At 68.5% G+C, this 18744-nt stretch carries 21 protein-coding genes; 8 read left to right on the forward strand and 13 right to left on the reverse strand.

Annotation, left to right across the window (positions count from 1 at the left end; all coding sequences use genetic code 11):
- Positions 1-47 precede the first annotated feature (47 nt).
- From OHA70_RS33030 to OHA70_RS33040, 3 genes are all read right to left on the reverse strand, one after another.
- Positions 48-1040 (reverse strand): ABC transporter permease, encoded by a 993-nt coding sequence (locus tag OHA70_RS33030; protein ID WP_328324342.1) that lies wholly within the window; start codon positions 1038-1040, stop codon positions 48-50.
- Between the two features lie 236 nt (positions 1041-1276).
- On the reverse strand, positions 1277-2836 hold the full coding sequence (locus tag OHA70_RS33035) for an ABC transporter substrate-binding protein (protein ID WP_328324344.1): 1560 nt from the start codon (positions 2834-2836) through the stop codon (positions 1277-1279).
- Between the two features lie 59 nt (positions 2837-2895).
- Positions 2896-3546: an HAD family hydrolase gene (locus OHA70_RS33040; RefSeq protein ID WP_328324346.1), complete on the reverse strand. Its 651-nt coding sequence runs from the start codon at positions 3544-3546 to the stop codon at positions 2896-2898.
- Between the two features lie 142 nt (positions 3547-3688).
- Between OHA70_RS33040 and OHA70_RS33045 the strand changes: the two genes are divergently transcribed.
- The 3 genes from OHA70_RS33045 to OHA70_RS33055 all read left to right on the forward strand — a co-directional run bounded on the left by OHA70_RS33045 (position 3689) and on the right by OHA70_RS33055 (position 6335).
- Positions 3689-4534 (forward strand): PAC2 family protein, encoded by an 846-nt coding sequence (locus tag OHA70_RS33045; RefSeq protein WP_328324349.1) that lies wholly within the window; start codon positions 3689-3691, stop codon positions 4532-4534.
- An 81-nt stretch (positions 4535-4615) separates the two neighbouring features.
- Entirely contained in the window at positions 4616-5401 is a 786-nt protein-coding gene (locus OHA70_RS33050; RefSeq protein ID WP_328324351.1) for a L,D-transpeptidase, read from the forward strand.
- A 40-nt stretch (positions 5402-5441) separates the two neighbouring features.
- Positions 5442-6335 (forward strand): hypothetical protein, encoded by an 894-nt coding sequence (locus OHA70_RS33055; RefSeq protein WP_328324353.1) that lies wholly within the window; start codon positions 5442-5444, stop codon positions 6333-6335.
- Positions 6336-6441: 106 nt separating this feature from the next.
- On the opposite strand, the gene OHA70_RS33060 is transcribed toward OHA70_RS33055, so the two are convergent.
- The gene (locus tag OHA70_RS33060; RefSeq protein ID WP_328324355.1) at positions 6442-7113 is read right to left on the reverse strand and encodes an SDR family oxidoreductase; all 672 of its coding nucleotides are present in this window, start codon (positions 7111-7113) and stop codon (positions 6442-6444) included.
- Positions 7114-7203: 90 nt separating this feature from the next.
- Here OHA70_RS33060 and OHA70_RS33065 point away from each other — a divergent pair, with 90 nt between their 5' ends.
- A complete protein-coding gene (locus OHA70_RS33065; protein WP_328324357.1) occupies positions 7204-8148 on the forward strand; it encodes an AraC family transcriptional regulator in 945 nt (314 codons plus the stop codon).
- Here OHA70_RS33065 and mshC read toward each other — a convergent pair.
- Complete coding sequence (gene mshC, locus OHA70_RS33070) at positions 8145-9365, reverse strand: cysteine--1-D-myo-inosityl 2-amino-2-deoxy-alpha-D-glucopyranoside ligase (RefSeq protein WP_328324359.1); 1221 nt, start codon at positions 9363-9365, stop codon at positions 8145-8147. The two genes, OHA70_RS33065 and mshC, sit on opposite strands and share 4 nt — an antisense overlap.
- A gap of 83 nt (positions 9366-9448) precedes the next feature.
- The gene (locus OHA70_RS33075) at positions 9449-10258 is read right to left on the reverse strand and encodes an NAD(P)H-binding protein (RefSeq protein WP_328324361.1); all 810 of its coding nucleotides are present in this window, start codon (positions 10256-10258) and stop codon (positions 9449-9451) included.
- Between OHA70_RS33075 and OHA70_RS33080 the strand changes: the two genes are divergently transcribed.
- Positions 10201-10473 (forward strand): helix-turn-helix transcriptional regulator, encoded by a 273-nt coding sequence (locus OHA70_RS33080; RefSeq protein WP_328335257.1) that lies wholly within the window; start codon positions 10201-10203, stop codon positions 10471-10473. The genes OHA70_RS33075 and OHA70_RS33080 overlap by 58 nt on opposite strands.
- Before the next feature lie 9 nt (positions 10474-10482).
- Here OHA70_RS33080 and OHA70_RS33085 read toward each other — a convergent pair whose 3' ends face one another.
- The 3 genes from OHA70_RS33085 to OHA70_RS33095 are packed head-to-tail and all read right to left on the reverse strand — an operon-like array spanning position 10483 to position 12570.
- Positions 10483-11274 carry an SCO1664 family protein gene (locus OHA70_RS33085; protein ID WP_328324364.1) on the reverse strand — a complete coding sequence of 264 codons (792 nt, stop codon included), beginning with the start codon at positions 11272-11274 and terminating at the stop codon, positions 10483-10485.
- Entirely contained in the window at positions 11271-11846 is a 576-nt protein-coding gene (locus OHA70_RS33090; RefSeq protein WP_328324367.1) for a DUF3090 domain-containing protein, read from the reverse strand. The genes OHA70_RS33085 and OHA70_RS33090 overlap by 4 nt, the downstream gene beginning before the upstream one ends.
- A gap of 13 nt (positions 11847-11859) precedes the next feature.
- A complete protein-coding gene (locus OHA70_RS33095; RefSeq protein ID WP_328324369.1) occupies positions 11860-12570 on the reverse strand; it encodes a histidine phosphatase family protein in 711 nt (236 codons plus the stop codon).
- Between the two features lie 49 nt (positions 12571-12619).
- On the opposite strand from OHA70_RS33095, the gene corA reads away from it, so the two are divergent.
- A complete protein-coding gene (gene corA, locus OHA70_RS33100; RefSeq protein WP_328324371.1) occupies positions 12620-13603 on the forward strand; it encodes a magnesium/cobalt transporter CorA in 984 nt (327 codons plus the stop codon).
- A 36-nt stretch (positions 13604-13639) separates the two neighbouring features.
- On the opposite strand, the gene OHA70_RS33105 is transcribed toward corA, so the two are convergent.
- Together OHA70_RS33105 and OHA70_RS33110 are read right to left on the reverse strand one after the other, a co-directional pair.
- Complete coding sequence (locus OHA70_RS33105; protein WP_328324373.1) at positions 13640-14467, reverse strand: undecaprenyl-diphosphate phosphatase; 828 nt, start codon at positions 14465-14467, stop codon at positions 13640-13642.
- A 6-nt stretch (positions 14468-14473) separates the two neighbouring features.
- Positions 14474-15532, reverse strand: a complete 1059-nt coding sequence (locus OHA70_RS33110; protein ID WP_328324375.1) for an LLM class F420-dependent oxidoreductase — start codon at positions 15530-15532, stop codon at positions 14474-14476.
- Between the two features lie 51 nt (positions 15533-15583).
- On the opposite strand from OHA70_RS33110, the gene OHA70_RS33115 reads away from it, so the two are divergent.
- Both OHA70_RS33115 and OHA70_RS33120 read left to right on the forward strand, forming a co-directional pair.
- Positions 15584-16525: an aldo/keto reductase gene (locus OHA70_RS33115; RefSeq protein ID WP_270138833.1), complete on the forward strand. Its 942-nt coding sequence runs from the start codon at positions 15584-15586 to the stop codon at positions 16523-16525.
- A gap of 34 nt (positions 16526-16559) precedes the next feature.
- A complete protein-coding gene (locus OHA70_RS33120; RefSeq protein WP_185445878.1) occupies positions 16560-16745 on the forward strand; it encodes a DUF5703 family protein in 186 nt (61 codons plus the stop codon).
- 9 nt (positions 16746-16754) lie between these two features.
- Here OHA70_RS33120 and OHA70_RS33125 read toward each other — a convergent pair whose 3' ends face one another.
- Both OHA70_RS33125 and OHA70_RS33130 read right to left on the reverse strand, forming a co-directional pair.
- Positions 16755-17498, reverse strand: a complete 744-nt coding sequence (locus OHA70_RS33125; RefSeq protein WP_328324382.1) for an N-acetyltransferase — start codon at positions 17496-17498, stop codon at positions 16755-16757.
- Complete coding sequence (locus OHA70_RS33130; RefSeq protein ID WP_328324384.1) at positions 17455-18693, reverse strand: MFS transporter; 1239 nt, start codon at positions 18691-18693, stop codon at positions 17455-17457. Before OHA70_RS33130 ends, OHA70_RS33125 begins: the two co-directional genes overlap by 44 nt.
- Between the last annotated feature and the right edge of the window lie 51 nt (positions 18694-18744).

The raw sequence follows: 18744 nt of genomic DNA on the forward strand, positions 1-18744 counted from the left end.
ACCCCTTTTTTCGTGAGAGCCCAGGCTCCCTGGTTGGAGAGAAGTACTTATCGCGAGCGCGGGTCCAGCGCGTCACGCAAGCCGTCGCCGAACAGGTTGAAGGCGAGCACCGTGATGAAGATCGACAGACCGGGCGGCACCATGTACATCGGGTCGACCTGGTACCAGTTCGCCGCGATCGACAGCATGTCGCCCCAGCTGGCCGTCGGCGGGCGGACACCCACGCCGAGGTACGACAGGCCGGCCTCGAAGAGCACGTTGGTCGGGATCAGCAGCGTCGCGTAGACCAGGATCGGCGCGATCAGGTTCGGCAGCAGTTCGGTGAACAGGATGTACGGCCGGCGGGCGCCCAGGCTGCGGGCCGCGTCGACGAACTCACGTTCGCGCAGCGACAGCGTCTGACCGCGGATGATCCGGCCGATGTAGGGCCAGCTGAAGAAACCGATGATGAAGACGATCAGCGCGACCCGGAGGGCGTCGCCCTGCAGGCCGAGGATCGAGTCCGGGACGGCGCCGACCAGCGCCAGTGCGAACAGCACCAGCGGGAAGGCCAGGAAGATGTCCATCAGCCGGCTGATCAGGGTGTCGATCCAGCCACCGAAGTAGCCGGCGATGATGCCCAGCGCGACGCCGATCACCACCGACAGCAAGGTGGCCAGGAACGCGATCAGCAGCGAGATCCGGGCGCCGTAGACGATCCGGGCGAAGATGTCGCGGCCGTTCACCGGCTCGACCCCGAACGGGTGCGCGCCGCTGACGCCGCCGAGCTTGCCGATCGGGGTCTGCAGCGACGGGTCCACCAGGTCCTGGTGGAAGTCGTTCGGGGTGACGCCGACGAGCTTGCAGATCAGCGGCGCGAAGATCGCCACCAGGATCAGGAACACCACGAAGACGCCACCGGCGATGGCGATCTTGTCCCGCTTCAGCCGGATCCACGAGATCTGCCACAGCGACCGGCCCTCGATCTTGCGGACACCCTCGAGAACGGCTTCGGGCTGAGCCGCCGAAGATCCCGGCTCGACCTCGAGTGGTGTGCTCACGCGATGGGTACCCCTGCCTCATGTCGTCGGACCGGCCAGCAAAGAGAAACGCCGGTATGGCTGCCGCCTTAACCTGCCGCGATTACTGCCCGGAGTCAAACGCCGAAAGTGCTGCGTTGCCCGATCGTGATGAGCAGGAAATCGTCCCGTATCGTGGGACAACTCGCAGTACAGCATGCACCCACAGAGGGTCGCTGGCGACGCGCTGTCACTGGCACCGACGGGCCAGTACGGAACTACTTCCGCAACGGCGAGAAGTACACGAAAGACAGCGGATCCAGGGTCCTGCCGACGTTCTCGATCGCAGGCCCCGCGACCACCGTCAGCCGGCCCTGCCAGACCGGGATGACGGGCGCTTCCTGAGCCAGCAGGTTCTGCAGATCGGTCAGTAACGCTTCGCGTTCGATCTGGTTCTGCTCGGCGATCTGCTGGTCCATCAGCTTGTTCGCGGCGGAGTTGCGATAGCCGTTCTGAAACAGACCACCGTCGCGGACGAACGGCTGCAGGTAGTCACCGCTGTCCAGGTAGTCCGGGATCAGCCCGGCCTGGTAGAGGTCGTACGCGCCGGACCGGGCCAATTGCTGGTACTTCGGCCAGTCGGCGCTCTTCAGCACGACCTTGAACAGCCCCGACGCCTCCAACTGCCGCTTCAACTCCAGTACTTCGGCCTTGGCACCCGCGCCGTACTGGACCGGCGTCCACCCGACCGTCAGCGTCACCGGCGCCGTGATGCCCGCCTCACGCAGGATCGCGGCGGCCGCCGTCTTGTTCGGGTCCTTGTACTGCGTCCTGAACGCGTCCACCTGCCCGGCGAACCCGGGCGGCACCACCGAGTACAGCGGGGAGACGTGATCGCCGTACGCCTTCTTCGCGATGGCCGGCCGATCGATCAGCTGAGCCACCGCCCGGCGTACTGCCGGCTTGCGCGAGACGAGCGAGGCCATATGGAAGGCGAAGAACCGGATCTCGGCCGACCCCGCGTCGACGACCTGCAGCTTTCCATCGGCGCGCAATCTGTCCAACGTCGCCGGCCCCAACCCGTGCACCCCGTAGTCGGCCTTGCCGCTCGTCAACGCCTGCGCCAGGGCTGCCGCCGTCGTCAGCAGGCTGACCTCGACGGTGTCGTTCTGGGCCGCCCGCGGTCCGCGGTACCCCTTGAACTTGCCGAGCACCGCCTCGGAGCCCGCCTTGTACGACTTCAGCTGGTACGGGCCGCTGCCCATCGCGTTGTCACTGAGCAGCTTGCTCGCCGGATAGAACTGCTCGTCGACGATCGACGCGGCGGTGGTGGTCAGTAGATAGGGCAGCCGGGCATCGGGCTTCTTCAGCGTGAACACGGCGGTGAGCCGGTCCGGCGTACTGACCGAGGCCACCGAGCTGAACAGTGGGGCCGCTCCGCCGGGCGTCTTCAGCCGCAGCATCCGGTCGAAGCTGAACTTCACGTCCGACGACTCGAGCTCATGCCCGTTCGGGAAGGTCAGGCCGTCCTTCAGGCTGCACGTGTACGTCGTCGGCGCGTCGTACTGGCAGTCGGCGGCGTCCGGTACCGGCGACGGCTTGCCCGGCAGGATGGTGAGCAGGGTCTGGTACAGGTTGGCCTGCAAGGTGCGGGAGCCGATGTCGTACGGTCCGGCCGGGTCGAGCGAGCTGACCGAGTCGGTGGTCGCGACCTTGATGACCATTTCCTTCGGCGCCGGATCACCCTGGCCGGGGTGATCCGCGTTCGGCTTGCCGCAGGCAGCGAGCGAACCCGCCAGCACGCCGGCGGCCGCGAGCCACACGGCTCGGCGCTTCATCACAGTCACCATCCCACTCCCCCAGAACACCCCCATAGGCACCCAAAGAAGGTAGCCCCTCAGCGGAGCAAGTCGCGCAGCGCATCCGGGCTGAGTGACTCAAGTGACTCCAGTACGAGTCGGCGAGGGGCCGGCGGGATCGTCACCCACTGCGGTACGGCGACCACGAACGCTCCTGCCTCAGTACCGGCTTGAGTGCCGCCCGGGGAGTCCTCGATTACGATGCAATCGGCCGGTTCGACGCCGAGCTCGGCCATCGCGGTCAGGTACGGCTCGGGATGCGGCTTGCCGTTGGTCACCTCGTCGCCGGCCACCACCACGTCGAACAGATCCGGCGGCAGGTGGGACAGTACGGCGTCGATCATCGTCCGGTACGACGCCGAGACCAGCGCGCACGGAATCCCGGCCGTCTTCAGCCCGGTCAGCAGCTCCAGCGCGCCGGGGCGCAGGTCGACCTCTTCCTTCAGCGTGCGGATCACCTCGCCGTAGATCCGGCCGGCGAGTTCGTCCGGCTCGATCAGCCCCTCGGGCAACCGCGCCATCCAGACCTTGAGCGCATCACCGAGGTCGCTGCCGACCAGCGTCAGCGCGTCCTCGGCGGTCCAGGTCGTTCCGAGTTCGGCGAGCACCGAGATCTGCACCCGCACCCAGACCGGCTCCGAATCCACCAACGTGCCGTCCATGTCCCAGAGCACCGCTTGGAGCGTCATGGTCCGATCCTATGTAAGGCCAGGGCGACACCTTCCGCTGGCTGCGAAACGACCGCCGCCGGGTGGGCGATGGAAGTAGGCTGGGCAGTCCGACAGTGCGCAACTTCGGGGCACAACAGACGACTAGGACAGGGGATGGCGAGTGGCAGATCTCGCGAACCTTAGGGATCCGGTCGTGATCGCCGCGTTCGAAGGCTGGAACGACGCGGCCGAGGCGGCCACCGGAGCGGTCGATCACCTGATCGAGGAGTGGGACGCCGAGCTCGTCCTCGCGATCGACCCCGAGGACTACTACGACTTCCAGGTGAAACGGCCCGAGGTCGAGTTCGACGACGAGGGGGTCCGGCGGCTCACCTGGCCGACCACCCGGATCTATCTGGCGCGTCCGGACGACACCGGCCGCGACGTGATCCTGATCCGCGGCGTCGAGCCGAACATGCGCTGGCGCGGGTTCTGCCGGGAGCTGCTCGAGGTCGTCGACGAGTCGAACACGCAGCTCGTCGTCGTGCTCGGCGCCCTGCTCGCCGACTCGCCGCACACCCGGCCGATCCCGGTCACCGCATCGTCGTCTGACCCGGAGCTAACCGCGTCGTGGAGCCTCGAGCCGTCGAGCTACGAGGGCCCGACCGGTATCACCGGGGTCTTCGCCGACCTGTGCACGACTCTCGGCGTACCGGCCGTGTCGATCTGGTCGGCGATCCCGCACTACATCGCGGGCACGCCGTGCCCGAAGGCATCGCTGGCGCTGCTCAGCAAGGTCGAGGCGTTGCTGGACCTGCCGATCCCCGAGGGCGATCTGCCCGAGCTGGCCCGGGCCTGGCAGCGTGGCGCCGACGAGCTGAGCGAGGAGGACCCGGAGGTCGCGGAGTACGTCGCGTCGCTGGAAGAGCAGCGCGACACGACCGACCTGCCCGAGGCCACCGGCGACGCGATCGCCGCGGAGTTCGAGCGCTACTTGCGGCGACGCAACACTGACCGTCCGGAGTAGAAAAGGTGTACTGAGGAGTAGCCTCTTCGCTTCAAGCGTTCTATTGTCGACCGGGACGCTGGGGACGACGGGGAGCTGTGCATGCGGAAGGTACGCGCCGACGAGCGCGGTGGCGGGTCGATCGGGGCACTGGCCGTGCTCCTGGTCCTCGGCGCCGTCGCGGTCGTCGGGATCCTCGGCAACCGCAAGCACGCCGAGGCCGCGGTCGACCTGACCACGCTGACCGGCTCGTCCACGCAGATGACGATCCCCACCGCACCGCTCGACCCGGATCCGTTCGCGCTGACGGACGGCCTCGTCGTCCACCCCCGCGGACAGACCGCCCTGTACTCCGCGCCCGACGCCGACGCCTTCGCCAAGATCGGACCGACCCAGTTCGGCCCGACCTGGCTGCCCGTCGTCGAGGAGTCGGACGGCTGGTTGCGGGTGCTTCTGCCGTCGAAGCCGAACCGCTCGACCGGCTGGATCCGCGACGACGGACTCGATCGCGCTTCCTCGTCGTACCTGATCCGCGTGCACACCGGATCGCGGACGATCGAGCTGTTCGAGCAGGGCAAGAGCCTCGGCACCTGGCGGGCCGGCGTCGGCGCGAAGAAGACGCCGACACCGCCCGGCCGGACGTTCCTGCTCGGTTCCATCATCGACAACAAGCGCTCGGCGTCGCCGATCGTGCTGCCGTTGGGTGCGCACAGTCCCACCTTGGACACGTTCGGTGGCGGTCCTGGTACCGTCGCGATCCACGGCTGGCCTAGACCAGACGTCTTCGGCGCCGCGATCAGCGCCGGCTGCGTGCGGGTGCCAAAGGTCGCGCTGGCCAAACTCCAGCAGGTCCCGTTGGGGACCCTCGTCCTGATCGACAGCAAATGACAGTTTCTTTTGGTAGAGGCTTTTCGAGAGTGGGGATCTGATGCGACGACAGTTGGTACCGACCATCACGACGTTCGCCGCCGTGACCGGGGTCGTGGCGTTCACGCTGGTCGCGAGTGCTCCGGTGGGCAACGCGGCCGCGCGGCCCTCATCCGCGTACGCGATCAGCGCCGAGGGACAGGTCCCAGTGGCCCGTACTCCGTACGCCGAGTCGCTGGACGGCAAGCGGCACACCACCTCCGCGCTTGAGCTGCCGAAGAACCCGCTGATCTCCGTGCGGGCCGGCACCGCGACGGCCGGGAACGACGCCGCGTCGGTCGAGCTGTTCGACATCACCGTCGGGCCGGACATCCTCAGCCAGATCAAGCTGCCGCCGGACCTGAAGAAGAGCTGCGACACGCTGCCCGCCACGGGTGCCGACGACCTGCCGATCCCGAAGCTGCCGCTGCCCGACCTGGGCATCCCGCTGCCGGACCTGAGCACGATCGACCTGCCGGTCAAGAACCTGCCTGACCTGTGCAAGCTGCTGCTCACCCCGCCGAGTTCGCTACTCGGCATCGAGGGCGTCAACGTGTGGTGCTCCGGGGACACGGGCGGCGTCGACATCGGCGCGCTGACCCTGCTCGGCCAACGCATCGCAGTACCGACTGTGAAGCAGAGCGCCTCGATCCCCGCTGCTCCCCTGGCGACGATCACCGTCAACGAGCAGTCCAAGCACTCGGACGGCTCGTTCACGATCACCGGCCTCACCATCAACCTCGGCGGTGGCGCCGAGGTCATCCGCCTCGCCTCGGCCACCTGCGCCAAGCCCGCAGCCAAGCCGACCCCGAAGCCGACCCCCACCAAGACTCAGCCCGTCCCGCCGCGCGAGGCCCCGGCCCCCGCAGCCCCGGTCCCCACCCCGGTCAAGACCCACCACCCGGTCACCGGCTGACCACTGCCCACCGATCTGGTGGGCTTGAACACCTTCGGGCGACCTTGAACAAGTTATTTCATGTCCAAGGTCGCCGCTTCATGTCCAAGGTCGCCGCTTCTGGCGCTCAGCCGGCCAGCAATGCTTTGGCTCGCCTGGTGTCGTCGTCGGCCAGGACCTCGGTCTGGTCGGCTTCCAGGCCGTCGAGCGCCTGCCGGACGACATCGGCAGGGTCGTTCTTGGGGATGTCCCAGCCGGCCATCATGTCGGTGTCGGTGGCGGCCAGCAGCAGCCCGGTCACCAGCGTGCCCTGGTCGGCGAGCTCCAGCCGCGCGCCGTTGGTCAGGCTCCATTCAGCCGACTTGGCCGCGGCGTAGGCACCGGCTCCGGGTGACGTGGCCCACGACAGCGCCGACAACACGTTCAAGATGCCGCCACCGCCGTTGGCCCCGAGGATCGGCGCGAAGGCCCGGATCATCGACAACGTCCCGTAGAAGTGCGTGTCCAGCTCCCGCCTGATCTCTCCCAGGTCGCCACGGACCAGATCGTTCATGGTCGTGATCCCCGCGTTGTTGATCAACAGGTCCACGTCCCCCGCGACGGCGGCCGCCGCGGCAACAGCCTCCGGATCGGTGATGTCGAGCCGCAGCGTCTCCACCCCCGGCAGGTCGATCTGCTCCGGGTTACGAGCAGTCGCATAGACCTTGCGAGCACCCCGCTCCAGCAACGCCGCCGCGAAATGCCGGCCGATCCCCCGGTTGGCTCCAGTGACAAGTGCAGTGCTTCCAGCGATTTTCATAACTCCACCGTATGGATCAGCCCCCGAGTCAACCGATGCCCAAATGCGGCAGATCAATAGCTGTTTGTCGCATCGCGTAGCCTCAAAGCCATGGACTTGCTGGCCGATGCCCTAGCTGTGAGCGGCGTCCGCGGAACCCTCGGCGCCCGGATCGAGGGCGCCGAGCCCTGGGCAGTCGCGTGGCAACCCGTCGAGCGTGCCGTCATCTACGCCGTCACCGCGGGAACCGCCTGGCTCAACGTCCGCGGCCGCGAGCCGCTGGAGCTGATGCCCGGCGACGTCGTACTGCTCCGCAACGGCGCCGGCCACGTACTGAGTAGCGATCCGGGCGCGCTCGCACCCGGCTGCGACCACCTGGTCGCCGAGCGGGCGCGGGAGACCGGAGACGTCCTGCGCTTCGGTACCGGCGAGGTCCGCACCCACGTGACCAGCGCCAGCTACGAGAACGATCCGGCGATCTCCACCCAGGTGCTCGGGTCGTTGCCTGAGGTCGTGCACCTACCAGCCGACAGCAGCGGCAGTTGCCTCGACGACACCGTCCGGCTGATCGGCCGGGAGGTCGCGTATCCGCAGCTCGGTGCGGCGATCGTGCTCGACCGGCTGGTCGACATCCTGCTCGTCCAGCTGATCCGCGTCTGGCTCGCGCACCACCCCGAGGAGGCCAGGAAGTCTTGGCTCGGCGTGCTGGACGACCCGTTGCTCAGCGCGGCACTCACCAAGCTCCACGGCGATCCGGCCCGCCCATGGACGACGGCCAGCCTCGCCACCGAGCTGGCCGTCTCACGAGCCACCCTGTCGCGCCGCTTCCTCGCCGGCACCGGCGAGAGCCCGGGCGCGTACTTGACCAACTGGCGCATGGACCTCGCCGCCCGCCGCCTCCGCGACTCCGACGACACCCTCGAGACGATCGCCCGCGCAGTCGGCTACATGTCCGTCTACGCCTTCAGCCGCGCGTTCAGCCGCGCCCGCTCGACCCCACCCGGCCGGTACCGGCTGACCTCGCGCACAGCCGAGCCAGTCGGCGGTGCCTGCTAGAGCTTGACGCCCAGCAGAGCATCGACAGCCTGAGCAACCAGCGCCGGCGCTTCAGTGTCGTCGCCGTTGCTCTCGGCCCACTGGTCGACAGCGGCCAGTGCTGCAGCCGTGTCGAGGTCGTTGGTGAGGGCAGCGCGCAGAGCATCGACAGCAGCCGCACCGTCGGGGCCGGTGCCGCGGCCGATCGCGCCGCGCCAGATGTCCAGGCGTTCCTGGGCGGCGAGCAGGTCGGGAGTCGTCCAGAACCAGTCGGTGCGGTAGTGGTGGGCCAGCAGGGCCAAGCGGATCGCCATCGGGTCGGTACCGGCCTGGCGTTCCTTCGAGACCAGGACCAGGTTGCCCTTGGACTTCGACATCTTCTCGCCGTCCAGGCCGACCATCGCCTGGTGCACGTAGGCCCGCGCGAACGGGTGCTCCCCCGTCGCCACCTGCGCGCCGCTCGCCGACATCTCGTGGTGCGGGAAGATCAGGTCGCTCCCGCCACCCTGGACGTCGAACGTCATCCCGAGGTGCTCCAACGCGATCGCCGAGCACTCGACATGCCACCCCGGCCGGCCGCGCCCAAACGGCGAGTCCCAGGCCGGCTCCCCCGGCCGTTCGGCCCGCCACAGCAGGCTGTCCAGCGGGTCACGCTTGCCCTCGCGATCCGGGTCGCCGCCACGTTCGGCGAACAGTGCCCGCATCTTCTCGACGTCGTACCCCGACACTCCACCGAATGTCGGGTCGGCCTTCACTGCGAAGTACAGGTCGTCGTCGACCGAGTAGACCGCGCCTGCTCGTTGCAGGTCCTCGATCGCGCCGACCACCAGGTCGATCGACTCGACCACGCCGATGTAGTTCTGCGGCGGGATCACCCGCAGCGCGGTCATGTCGTCGCGGAACAACTGGATCTCGGACTGCGCGAGATCGGTCCAGTCGACGCCGGTCGCGGTCGCGCGCTCGAGCAGCGGGTCGTCCACGTCGGTGATGTTCTGGGTGTAGTGCACGGCGTACCCGGCATCGCGCCAGAGGCGGTTGATCAGGTCGAATGTGACGTACGTCGCAGCATGCCCCATGTGCGTCGCGTCGTACGGCGTGATGCCACAGACGTAAATGCGCGCCGCGCCATCGGGCCCCGGCGGCACCTCCACCGGACCCGCGGAAGCGGTGTCGTAGAGGCGAAGACGCCGCGCCGGCCCGGGTACGACCGGGATTTCTGGTTCTGTCCACGCCTGCATGGGAGCGAGCCTATCCAGTCAGCGAATTCGCGCCACGACCTGGCTCACTCCCCGATCCGCCGCGCGATCCCGGCGGTTTTGCGCTAGTGGGTCCGCCAGGCCCTCGCGGCGTACTCCCGGAAGGCGATCGCCGGCCGCCCGAGCAGCTTCGCGACGGTGTCGGTGGGTTCGGTGATCAGCCCCGACCGCATCACTTCGAACAGCCCACCCAACTCCGCCGCGACCTCGACCGGGTATCCCTCGCCGACCAGCCCCGCCTCGTACTCTGGACCCGTCACCTCGACGTACTCCATCGCCCGCCCACTCGCCTCGGACATCACCCGAACGGCCTCGGCGAACGTGATCGAATCCGGCCCCGACAGCTCATACACCTGCCCCGCATGCCCGACCCCGGTCAACGCCAGCGCCGCCACCTCGGCCACGTCCTGGACGTCGATGAACGGCTCCCCCACTGCACCGATCGGCAACGACAGCCGCCCGGCCAGCAACGGCTCGCGCCAGGTGTACTCGTCGAAGTTCTGGTTGAAGTTGTTCGCCCGCACGACCGTCCAGTCCGCCCCGGACGCCATCACCACCTGCTCAGCCGTCAACATCGCGTGCCCGAAGGCACCTCCAGCCTGGTCGAGCCTCCGCCCCGACAACACGACCAACCGCTCCACCCCCGCCCCCACGCCCTGCGCCACGAACTCCTCGATCGGCGCCGGATCGTCCGGCGCCACCAGATACACCGCCCGTACGCCGGCCAGCACCGCCTCCCACGACGCAGGCTCAGCCCAGTCGAACCGCACCTCCCCCGACCGCGACGCCGCCCGAACTTCGTTGCCCTCGGCCCGTAATTGCGGAACCAGCCGCCGCCCGGTCTTCCCCGTCGCCGCCAACACCAGAATCGTCATACCCACAACCCAACGACCTCACCGGTGAAAGCCCGCTCGGATACCTGACCGACCTGCGGATGACGCTCGCCGCCGACCTGCTTGCCGAGCCGGGCGCATCGGTCGGCGCGGTCGCCCGGCGCATCGGGTACGCCGACGCGTTCAGCTTCAGCGCTGCCTTCAAACGCGAACGAGGCATCAGCCCGAGCAACCTCAGCCAGCCGGCGACCGTCTAGCCAAGCCAGTTAGAAGGCCGGCCAGGGAATGGCTGGCCAGTCGTCGCTCGGCTGTGGGAAATTGCCTGCCTTCAACAGCGCGGCGCAGCGCTCGCGGGTGACCGCCAATTCGACCGGGGTGATCAGGTCGGCGAGCTCCGCACCGACTTCACCGGCCAGGCCGTCGGCGAGTTTGCGGACGTCGTCGAGTAGTTCTGGCGGTACCGGCGTACCGGCCCAGCCCCAGAGCACCGTACGCAGCTTGTCGTCGGCGTTGAAGGTGACGCCATGGTCGACGCCGAACACGCGTCCGTCGCCCGGGTTGAGCACGTGCCCGCCCTTGCGATCCGCATTGTTGACGACGGCATCGAACACCGCCATCCGCTGCAACGAAAGGTTGTCCGCGTGCACCAGCGTCACCGGCTTGTGCCGGCCGTCGAGTGCGTCGAGTACGCCGACCCAGCCCTTCGGCACCCGGCCCTGCGGGACGATGTCGACCAGCTCGGTCTTGCCCGGCGGCAACTCGATCTCGTCGATCCACAACTGCACCATGCCGACACCGAGCGGCCCGTCGCGGAGCAGCGTCGGCGGTACGACATGCCAGCCGAGCGCCTCGGAGACGACGTAGGCGGCGTACTCCCGCTCCGCCAGCGTCCCGTCCGGGAAGTCCCACAGCGGCCGCTCACCCTCGACGGGTTTGTAGACGACCGTCGCCGACTCGCCGTCGAGGCTCACCGTGCCTTGAAAGGTTCCGTTGGACGCGGCCACCAGGCGGCCGAGCAGATCCAGCTCGCCACGTGCGAGCAGGTCCGGGTCGATCATTCGCGGACGTGCCTGCGGTAGCCGTTGGCGCGCGGGCAGATGTGCCCCTCCGGGTCGATCGGGCGGCCGCAGAACGGGCAGCTCGGCCGGCCGGACGCGACCAGCGCGACGGCCCGGCGGGCGAACGCCCGGGCCTGCTCCTCGCTGATCCGGACGATGAACACCTCGGCATCGTCGGACTCCAGCGCTGCCGCGACCGGGTCGGGCTCCTCCACCTCGGCCTGCTCGGCGACGACTACCGCGAAGACCTCGATCACCACCTTCTCGGCGTCGGCCTCCCAGGCCAGCGTCATGGTGCCGGCCCGGAACTCCTCCTCGATCGGCTGCTCCAGCGGATCGGTGTCGTCGACCGTGGTCTGGCCGGCCGGCTCGCGGTCGAACCGCCGCGCGACCTCGTCCAGCATCACGTCCAGCCGCTCCGCGAGCGCCATCACCTGTTCCTTCTCACAGGCCACCGAGGTCAGCCGGTTACCCGCCCTGGCCTGCAGGAAAAAGGTCCGGGCACCGGGTTCACCGACGGTGCCGGCGACGAACCGGTCCGGATCGTCATACGAATGCACTACGCGCGCCATGCTCTAGACCCTATTACCGTCCACCGACTACGGCGTCGGAGGACTGCACTGCGGACTTCTTGGCGCGTCCCTTCGCCTTGGCCGGAGGCTTCGGGATCAGCGATGCCAGCTCGCTTCCCGAGTCGTTCAGCCGGATCAGGAACGGGCGGGTCTTGGTGTAGGTGATGATCGTGGTCGAGGCGGTGTCGACGACGATCCGCTGGAAGCTGTCCAGATGCTGGCCGAGGGCATCGGACACGATCGCCTTGATCACGTCGCCGTGCGACACGGCCACCCAGACCGCGTTGTCCCCGTGCGATGCCGCGATCGCCGCGTCGTGCGCGCGGATCGCGTCCACCGCGCGCTGCTGCATCCCGCGCATCGACTCGCCGTTCGGGAACGTGACGCCCGACGGATGCTGCTGGACGACGGCCCACAGCGGGTCCTTGGCCAGCGTGGCGATCTTCTCTCCGGTCCAGTCGCCGTACCCGCACTCGGTCAGCCGCCGGTCCGTTGCCGGACGCAACTCCGGGTGGTGCTTGGCGATCGCCGCCGCGGTCTGCTTGCAGCGGTCCAGAGGTGAGGTCACGATCGCGGCCAGCGGAAGGCCGGCCAGCCGCTCCGCCACCGCGGCCGCCTGCTGGACACCGGTCTCGTCGAGCTTCACCCCTGGCGTCCGCCCGGCCAGTACGCCGGAAGTATTGGCACTGCTGCGTCCGTGCCGGACCAGAATCACCGTGGGCATAGACCGCACGTTATCCGGTCGGGCAAGTCACCGATGCCATGATGTGTCCGTGATCGTGGATTGCGGGGTCTATTCGGAGGGTCAACGGCACGACCTGCCGAAGGACCCCGAGACGGTGGCGCGGACCATCGGCCACGACCAAGAGGCGTTCGGCTGGGTCGGCCTTTACGAGCCGACCGAGGCCGAGCTGGCCCGCGTCCAGGCGCTGTTCGACCTCCATCCGCTCGCCGTCGAGGACGCCCTCGAACCCCATCAGCGGCCCAAGGTCGATCGCTACGACGACTCCTTCGTGATGGTCCTCCGCACACTTTGGTACGTCGACGAGGAGGACGCCGTCGAGACCGGCCAGGTCAGCATCTTCGTCGGCCGCCGGTACGTCGTGACCGTCCGGCACGGCGAAGGCGCGCCCTTGACCACCGCCCGCCAGGACCTCGAGGACCGTGCCTCCGTACTCGGCCACGGCCCGGCCGCGGTGCTCTGGGCGATCTGCGACTCCATCGTGGACGGCTTCGAGACGGTCGCCGAGGCCGTCGAGGTCGATGTCGACGAGGTGGAGACCTCGGTGTTCTCCCCCGAGCGCACCAGCGACGCGGAACGGATCTACACCCTCAAGCGCGAGGTGCTGGAGATGCGCCGCGCGATCATCCCGCTGCGGGAGCCGATCGAGGCGTTCGCGCACGGCTCCGTACCGGGGATCAGCCACGAGGCCGCGCCGTTCTTCCGCGACGTCGCCGACCACGTGATCCGGGTCTCCGACCAGACCGACGCGCTCGACACGCTGCTCACCTCGGCCCTCAACGCACACCTGGCCCGCGTCTCGGTCCAGCAGAACGACGACATGCGCCGCATCTCTGCCTGGGTGGCGATCGCAGCGGCCCCCACGATGATCGCCGGCATCTACGGCATGAACTTCCACAACATGCCCGAACTGACCTGGCACTACGGCTACTACGCCGTCGTCACACTGATGCTCGTCACCTGCACCACGATGTACGCCGGCTTCCGCAAGGCCGGCTGGCTCGGCCCTTCGTAGTACCGCCCGCACTTCGTAGTACAGGCGGTACTTCCGTCAGGTCGCCGTGATGGTGCTGGTGGCCAGCAGGATCAGGATGACGATGCCGAGCAGCACCCGGTAGAAGGCGAAGATCGACGTCGAGTGCTTGGCGACGAAGCGGATCAGCCAGGCGACCGAGGCGTAGCCGACGATGAAGCTGACGATCGTGCCGACCAGCAGTGGTACCGGGCCGATGTCGCCGCCGAGCGCATCCTTCAGCTCGAAGACCGCCGCGCCGACCAGCGCCGGGATACCGAGCAGGAATGCCATCCGGGTCGAGGCGACCCGGTCGAGGCCGCGGAACAGACCGGCCGTGATGGTCGCGCCGGAGCGGGACACACCCGGGATCAGCGCCAGGCACTGGATCAGGCCCATCACGACCGCGTCGATCAGCGTGATCCGGGTGAGCGGCCGGGCTTTGCTGCCCAGCCTCTCGGCCGCGACCATGAAGAACGACCAGACGATCAGCGAGCCCGCGACCCACCACATGCTGCGCAGCGGGCCGGAGATGATGTCCTTCGCCAGGAAGCCGATGATGCAGATCGGCAGCGAGCCGACGATCACGAACCAGCCCATCCGGTGGTCGAACTCGCCCCGGTGCTCGGGGTGGCGCAGCCCGCGGAACCAGGCGACGGCGTACCGGCTGATGTCCTTCCACATGTAGAGCACGACGGCCGCGATCGCGCCGAACTGGATCACCGCGGTGAACGCGGTGACGGCCGGGTCGTCGATCTTCATGCCGAGCAGCTTCGACGCGATGGTCAGGTGGCCCGTGCTGGAGACGGGCAGGAATTCGGTCAGGCCCTCGACAATGCCGAGGATGATGGCGTCCCAGATCGTCATCGGTGCTCAGTCACCGATCCCGGCGAGGTCGAGTGCCTCGGCGACCGTCCGCAGCGTGGCGATCCGCTGCTCGACGGTCGGCTCGAAGGGGGTCAGGGCGACTGTCGTCGTACCGGCTTCGGAGTACGCCGTGAGCTTCTCGGCGATCCGCTCCTTGCCGCCGAGCAGCGAGATGGAGTCGATGAAGCCGAGCGGTACGGCGGCCATCGCCTCGCGGTGCTTCTTGGCCAGGTACAGGTCCTGGATCTCCTTGGCCTCGTCGGCGTACCCCATCCGGACGGCCAGGTTGTTGTAGAAGTTCTTCTCCCGGCTGCCCATCCCGCCGATGTAGAGCGCGGTGTAGCCGCGGATCGGTTCCGCGCCGGCCTCGATGTCGTCCCCGACCACGACCGGTACCGACGCGACCACGTCGAACCCGTCCATCCCGAGGCCTTCCTGACGGGTCTCTCGACCTGCCTTGATCAGGTTCAACTGCTCTCCCAGGTAGGCCGGGTCGTTGAGGATGCCGAGCCAGCCGTCGGCGATCTCGCCGGCCAGCTCGAGGTTCTTCGGGCCGACCGCGGCCAGGTAGACCGGCACGTGGTCACGGACCGGCCGGATGGACAGCTTGAGCGGCTTGCCGGGGCCGTCGGGCAGCGGCAGGGTGAAGTACTTGCCCTCGAACGCGACCGTCTCCCTGCGCATCGCCGAGTTCACGATCTCAACGTACTCACGCGTCCTGAGCAACGGCTGAGCAAACCGTACGCCGTGCCAGCCCTCGGACACCTGCGGGCCCGACACGCCGAGACCGAGCCGGAACCGGCCGTTGGAGAGCCGGTCCAGGGTCGCCGCGGTCATCGCAGTCATCGCCGGGGTCCGGGCCGGGATCTGGAACACCGCCGCCCCGATGTCAATGGTGGAGGTCTGGGCGGCTATCCAGCTGAGCAGCGTGGCGGCGTCCGAGCCGTACGCCTCCGCGGCCCAGGTGACCGAGAATCCGAGTGCCTCGGCCTCCTTCACCAGCCTCAGATGATCGAGGTGGTCGTCGCCACCGAAGACGAAGCCGATGTTGAGTCCGAGTCGCATGACAGGCGAGCCTAACGAGCCCATGTCGGTGGCCCGCAATAGGCTCGCTCCATGCAGCAGCGCTATCTCGGTCACAGTGGCCTCACGGTGAGCAGGCTCGGCCTGGGAACCATGTCCTGGGGACGCGACACCGACGAACATGAGGCGCGCGAGCAGCTCGCGGCGTTCGTGGCCGCCGGTGGCACCCTGGTCGACACGGCAGCGGCGTACGGGGACGGTGACAGTGAGCGGCTGATCGGGTCGCTGCTCGGCGACGTGGTGGACCGCGACGACCTGGTGATCGCGACCAAGGCCGGGTTCAGCGTCCGGCGGGGCGAGCGGATCACAGACACCTCCCGCGGCGCACTCCTGCGCGACCTGGAGGGCTCCCTGCGGCGGCTGAACGTCGACTACATCGACCTGTGGCAGCTGCACACCTGGTCGGACGACGTACCGCTGGAGGAGACGCTGTCGGCGCTCGACCACGCAGTGAGCTCCGGCAAGGTCCGGTACGTCGGTGTGTCCAACTACGCCGGCTGGAAGTCGGCCCGGGCGGTCACCTGGCAGCAGGCCTGGCCGGGACGCGCAGTACCGGTGTCGAACCAGGTGGAGTACTCCCTGCTCGCCCGGGACGCCGAGGCGGACGCCATCCGGGCTGCTGGTGGGCTCGGCATCGGCGTACTGGCGTGGTCGCCGCTTGGGCGGGGTGTGTTGACTGGGAAGTACCGGACCGGCATCCCTGCTGACTCGCGGGCGGCGTCTCAGCATCTGTCCAGATTCGTCGACCCCTATCTCGACGGGCGAGGTTCGGGCATCGTGGAAGCGGTCGCCCGTGCCGCTGACGGACTGGGCTGGACCCCGCTCGAGGTGGCACTCACCTGGGTCAGGGACCGGCCCGGGGTGACCGCGGCGATCGTCGGGGCCCGGACGGCGATGCAGCTGAAGTCGGTCCTGGGTGTGGAGGAACTCACCCTGCCGCCGGCCATCGTGGCGGCGCTGGAGGACGTTTCGTGAGGTAATGCTTGTTCCGGAAGGTTCGGAGGTGCGGATGGCCGAATACGAGTTGCAGCAGTTCGAGGTGTCGAGGACGGAGACGCGCGGGGCTGTGCGGCGGCTGCTCACCGAGCACGCCGAGTACGGCGGCTGGGAGCTCGCCCGGCTGAGGCGCTACCCCGACGGCACCCGCCGGGTCTGGCTCCGCCGCCGCATCATCAAGGTGATGCGCACGCTTTAGAGGTTGAGCCTAGAGGTCGTGCCGGACCCAGACGTTGGGTTCGACGTACACCGCGTAATTGTGGTCGAGGTCACAATGCACGGGAACCAGCGCCTTCGGGACGATGACCTCGCCCGTGCGGTCGAACGGCAGGCCGGTCCATTCGCGCCATTCGGCCAGCGAGCCGGCCATCACCATCGAGGTCTCCGCCGTGCGCAGGATCTTGCCGCCTGCCTTCACGTGCACCCGCAGCCACGGATCGACCGGCAGGCCGTCGTCGCGGACCTGTTCGAGGTACTCGGCCATTGGCTGCCTGGGATCCTGCTTGCCGTTCGGGCGGACCGGCGCGTAGAGCGTCTTGAGGCCCATCGACCGGACATTGGCACGCATCGTCGCGAGCATCGTGTGGGACAGCCCCTGGCCCAGGTGGCTGGCCCGGACCGAGATCTCCAAGGCGCTCGCCACCGTCGGTGTCCGGCCCTTGCGGTGATCGGCCGCTCCCCAGATCAGCGCCCGGTCCCAGCCGCTCGTGGGCAGCTCGGTACGGTCCTCGTCCGGGAACACGAAAGGGATGCTGCGGCCGATCGCGACCAGCTCATCGCCTTCCGTCGCGAGCAGGACGTGCTCGGGGAACAGCTCGCGCACCCGGCCCATCAGGGCACCGCCGACCGGGTCCTGCTGCATGAACACCGGCCAGCCGCCCTTGAACTCGGCCAGCGGATCGAACAACTCAGGCCGCTCGGCGAGCGTGGTGATCACGATCTTCTCGGACATGATCCGCAGTCTCACAGGGCCGGCCGCCCGGTGCAGCCGATTTTCTTCTGATCAGCACTCCGAGAGCGACCAGCGCGGTGAGCAGCCCGGAACCGACCAGCGTGTGCTCAGCACCGGCCGCCGCGATCACCGGACCGCCGATCAGCAGACCGGCCGCGCTCCCCGCGTTCACCACCACTGCCTGACCGGAGAGCAACGCGCGCCGCTCGGCGCCGGCCGAGGATCTCGTGATCACCACCGAGATCGCGGCGATCCCGAGCACCAGCGTCGCTCCGGAGAGCGCGGCCACCCCGGCGATCGCGGCGGGCGTCGTCCAGATCCCCATCCCGATCCAGCACAGACCCATCAGCGTCCACGCGAGAGCGGCCAGCGGCGCCGGAGAGAACCGCCGGACCACGGCCAGCGACGCCATCGTGCCCACCACCGACCCCAGGCCGTAGCCGGACATCCCGGCCGCGAGATACACCCCTGGCCGACCGCGCTCGGCCCCGATCACCGACAACCCGAGCGGAAACGCGAACCAGGTGAAGGATCCCGTCCCGCGCGCGATCCAGCCGTACAGGACGTCAGGCCGGCCAGCCAGGCTGCCCCGGATCGAAGGCACCACGGCCATGGCTGGAGAGCGCTCCCCGACGATCCCGATCGCGAGCAGCCCTGCCATCAGTACCGCGACCGCCTCGACCCACAACAACGCGTCCGTGAACCCAGCAGCCACCGCCAACGCCCCGAGCGGCGCTCCCACCACCATCCCGACCCGCCGGATCCCGTCCTGCCAAGTCAGCAGAACGACAGCCCGATCCGGACCCCACCGATCGCCGATATCAGCAAGCAATGCACTCCGCCCGGGACTCGACAAGGCGTCTCCACACCCCAGCAGCAACCCACTAGCGACCAGCACCCACGCCTGCAGCAATCCGAACATCGCCGCCGCCGGAACCATCGCCAGCGCCGCCGCCTGAACAACGGCCAGAATCGCCAGCCGCGTCCCCGAATCAACCCACTGCCTCGCCCGCCGAGCCCACCACGGCGACAACAGAACCGGGATCCCAGCGCACCCACCGGCCAACCCGGTCGCAGCCACTGACCCCGTCTGCTGCAACACCACCAACGGCAACGCAACCTGCGTGAACCGAACGGCAAGGTCCGCAGAACAGCTGCCTGCCAACAGGAACAACGCATCCCGACGAGCTTTCACACTCTCGATCGTCCGTCCCTGCCGTGATCCCTGGTAGCCGGCAGCAACGAA

It is taken from the genome of Kribbella sp. NBC_00382, from assembly GCF_036067295.1.
GTDB lineage: Bacteria > Actinomycetota > Actinomycetes > Propionibacteriales > Kribbellaceae > Kribbella.

Bases quoted from the DNA above. Each gene is read 5' to 3' on its own strand.
- OHA70_RS33035 (WP_328324344.1), bottom strand. From the start codon at position 2,836: ATGAAGCGCCGAGCCGTGTGGCTCGCGGCCGCCGGCGTGCTGGCGGGT.
- OHA70_RS33065 (WP_328324357.1), top strand. From the start codon at position 7,204: ATGGACTTGCTGGCCGATGCCCTAGCTGTGAGCGGCGTCCGCGGAACC.
- OHA70_RS33055 (WP_328324353.1), top strand. From the start codon at position 5,442: ATGCGACGACAGTTGGTACCGACCATCACGACGTTCGCCGCCGTGACC.
- OHA70_RS33110 (WP_328324375.1), bottom strand. From the start codon at position 15,532: ATGCGACTCGGACTCAACATCGGCTTCGTCTTCGGTGGCGACGACCAC.
- OHA70_RS33040 (WP_328324346.1), bottom strand. From the start codon at position 3,546: ATGACGCTCCAAGCGGTGCTCTGGGACATGGACGGCACGTTGGTGGAT.
- OHA70_RS33115 (WP_270138833.1), top strand. From the start codon at position 15,584: ATGCAGCAGCGCTATCTCGGTCACAGTGGCCTCACGGTGAGCAGGCTC.
- OHA70_RS33050 (WP_328324351.1), top strand. From the start codon at position 4,616: ATGCGGAAGGTACGCGCCGACGAGCGCGGTGGCGGGTCGATCGGGGCA.
- OHA70_RS33090 (WP_328324367.1), bottom strand. From the start codon at position 11,846: ATGGCGCGCGTAGTGCATTCGTATGACGATCCGGACCGGTTCGTCGCC.
- OHA70_RS33060 (WP_328324355.1), bottom strand. From the start codon at position 7,113: ATGAAAATCGCTGGAAGCACTGCACTTGTCACTGGAGCCAACCGGGGG.
- OHA70_RS33095 (WP_328324369.1), bottom strand. From the start codon at position 12,570: ATGCCCACGGTGATTCTGGTCCGGCACGGACGCAGCAGTGCCAATACT.
- OHA70_RS33120 (WP_185445878.1), top strand. From the start codon at position 16,560: ATGGCCGAATACGAGTTGCAGCAGTTCGAGGTGTCGAGGACGGAGACG.
- mshC (WP_328324359.1), bottom strand. From the start codon at position 9,365: ATGCAGGCGTGGACAGAACCAGAAATCCCGGTCGTACCCGGGCCGGCG.
- OHA70_RS33125 (WP_328324382.1), bottom strand. From the start codon at position 17,498: ATGTCCGAGAAGATCGTGATCACCACGCTCGCCGAGCGGCCTGAGTTG.
- OHA70_RS33075 (WP_328324361.1), bottom strand. From the start codon at position 10,258: ATGACGATTCTGGTGTTGGCGGCGACGGGGAAGACCGGGCGGCGGCTG.
- OHA70_RS33085 (WP_328324364.1), bottom strand. From the start codon at position 11,274: ATGATCGACCCGGACCTGCTCGCACGTGGCGAGCTGGATCTGCTCGGC.
- OHA70_RS33105 (WP_328324373.1), bottom strand. From the start codon at position 14,467: ATGACGATCTGGGACGCCATCATCCTCGGCATTGTCGAGGGCCTGACC.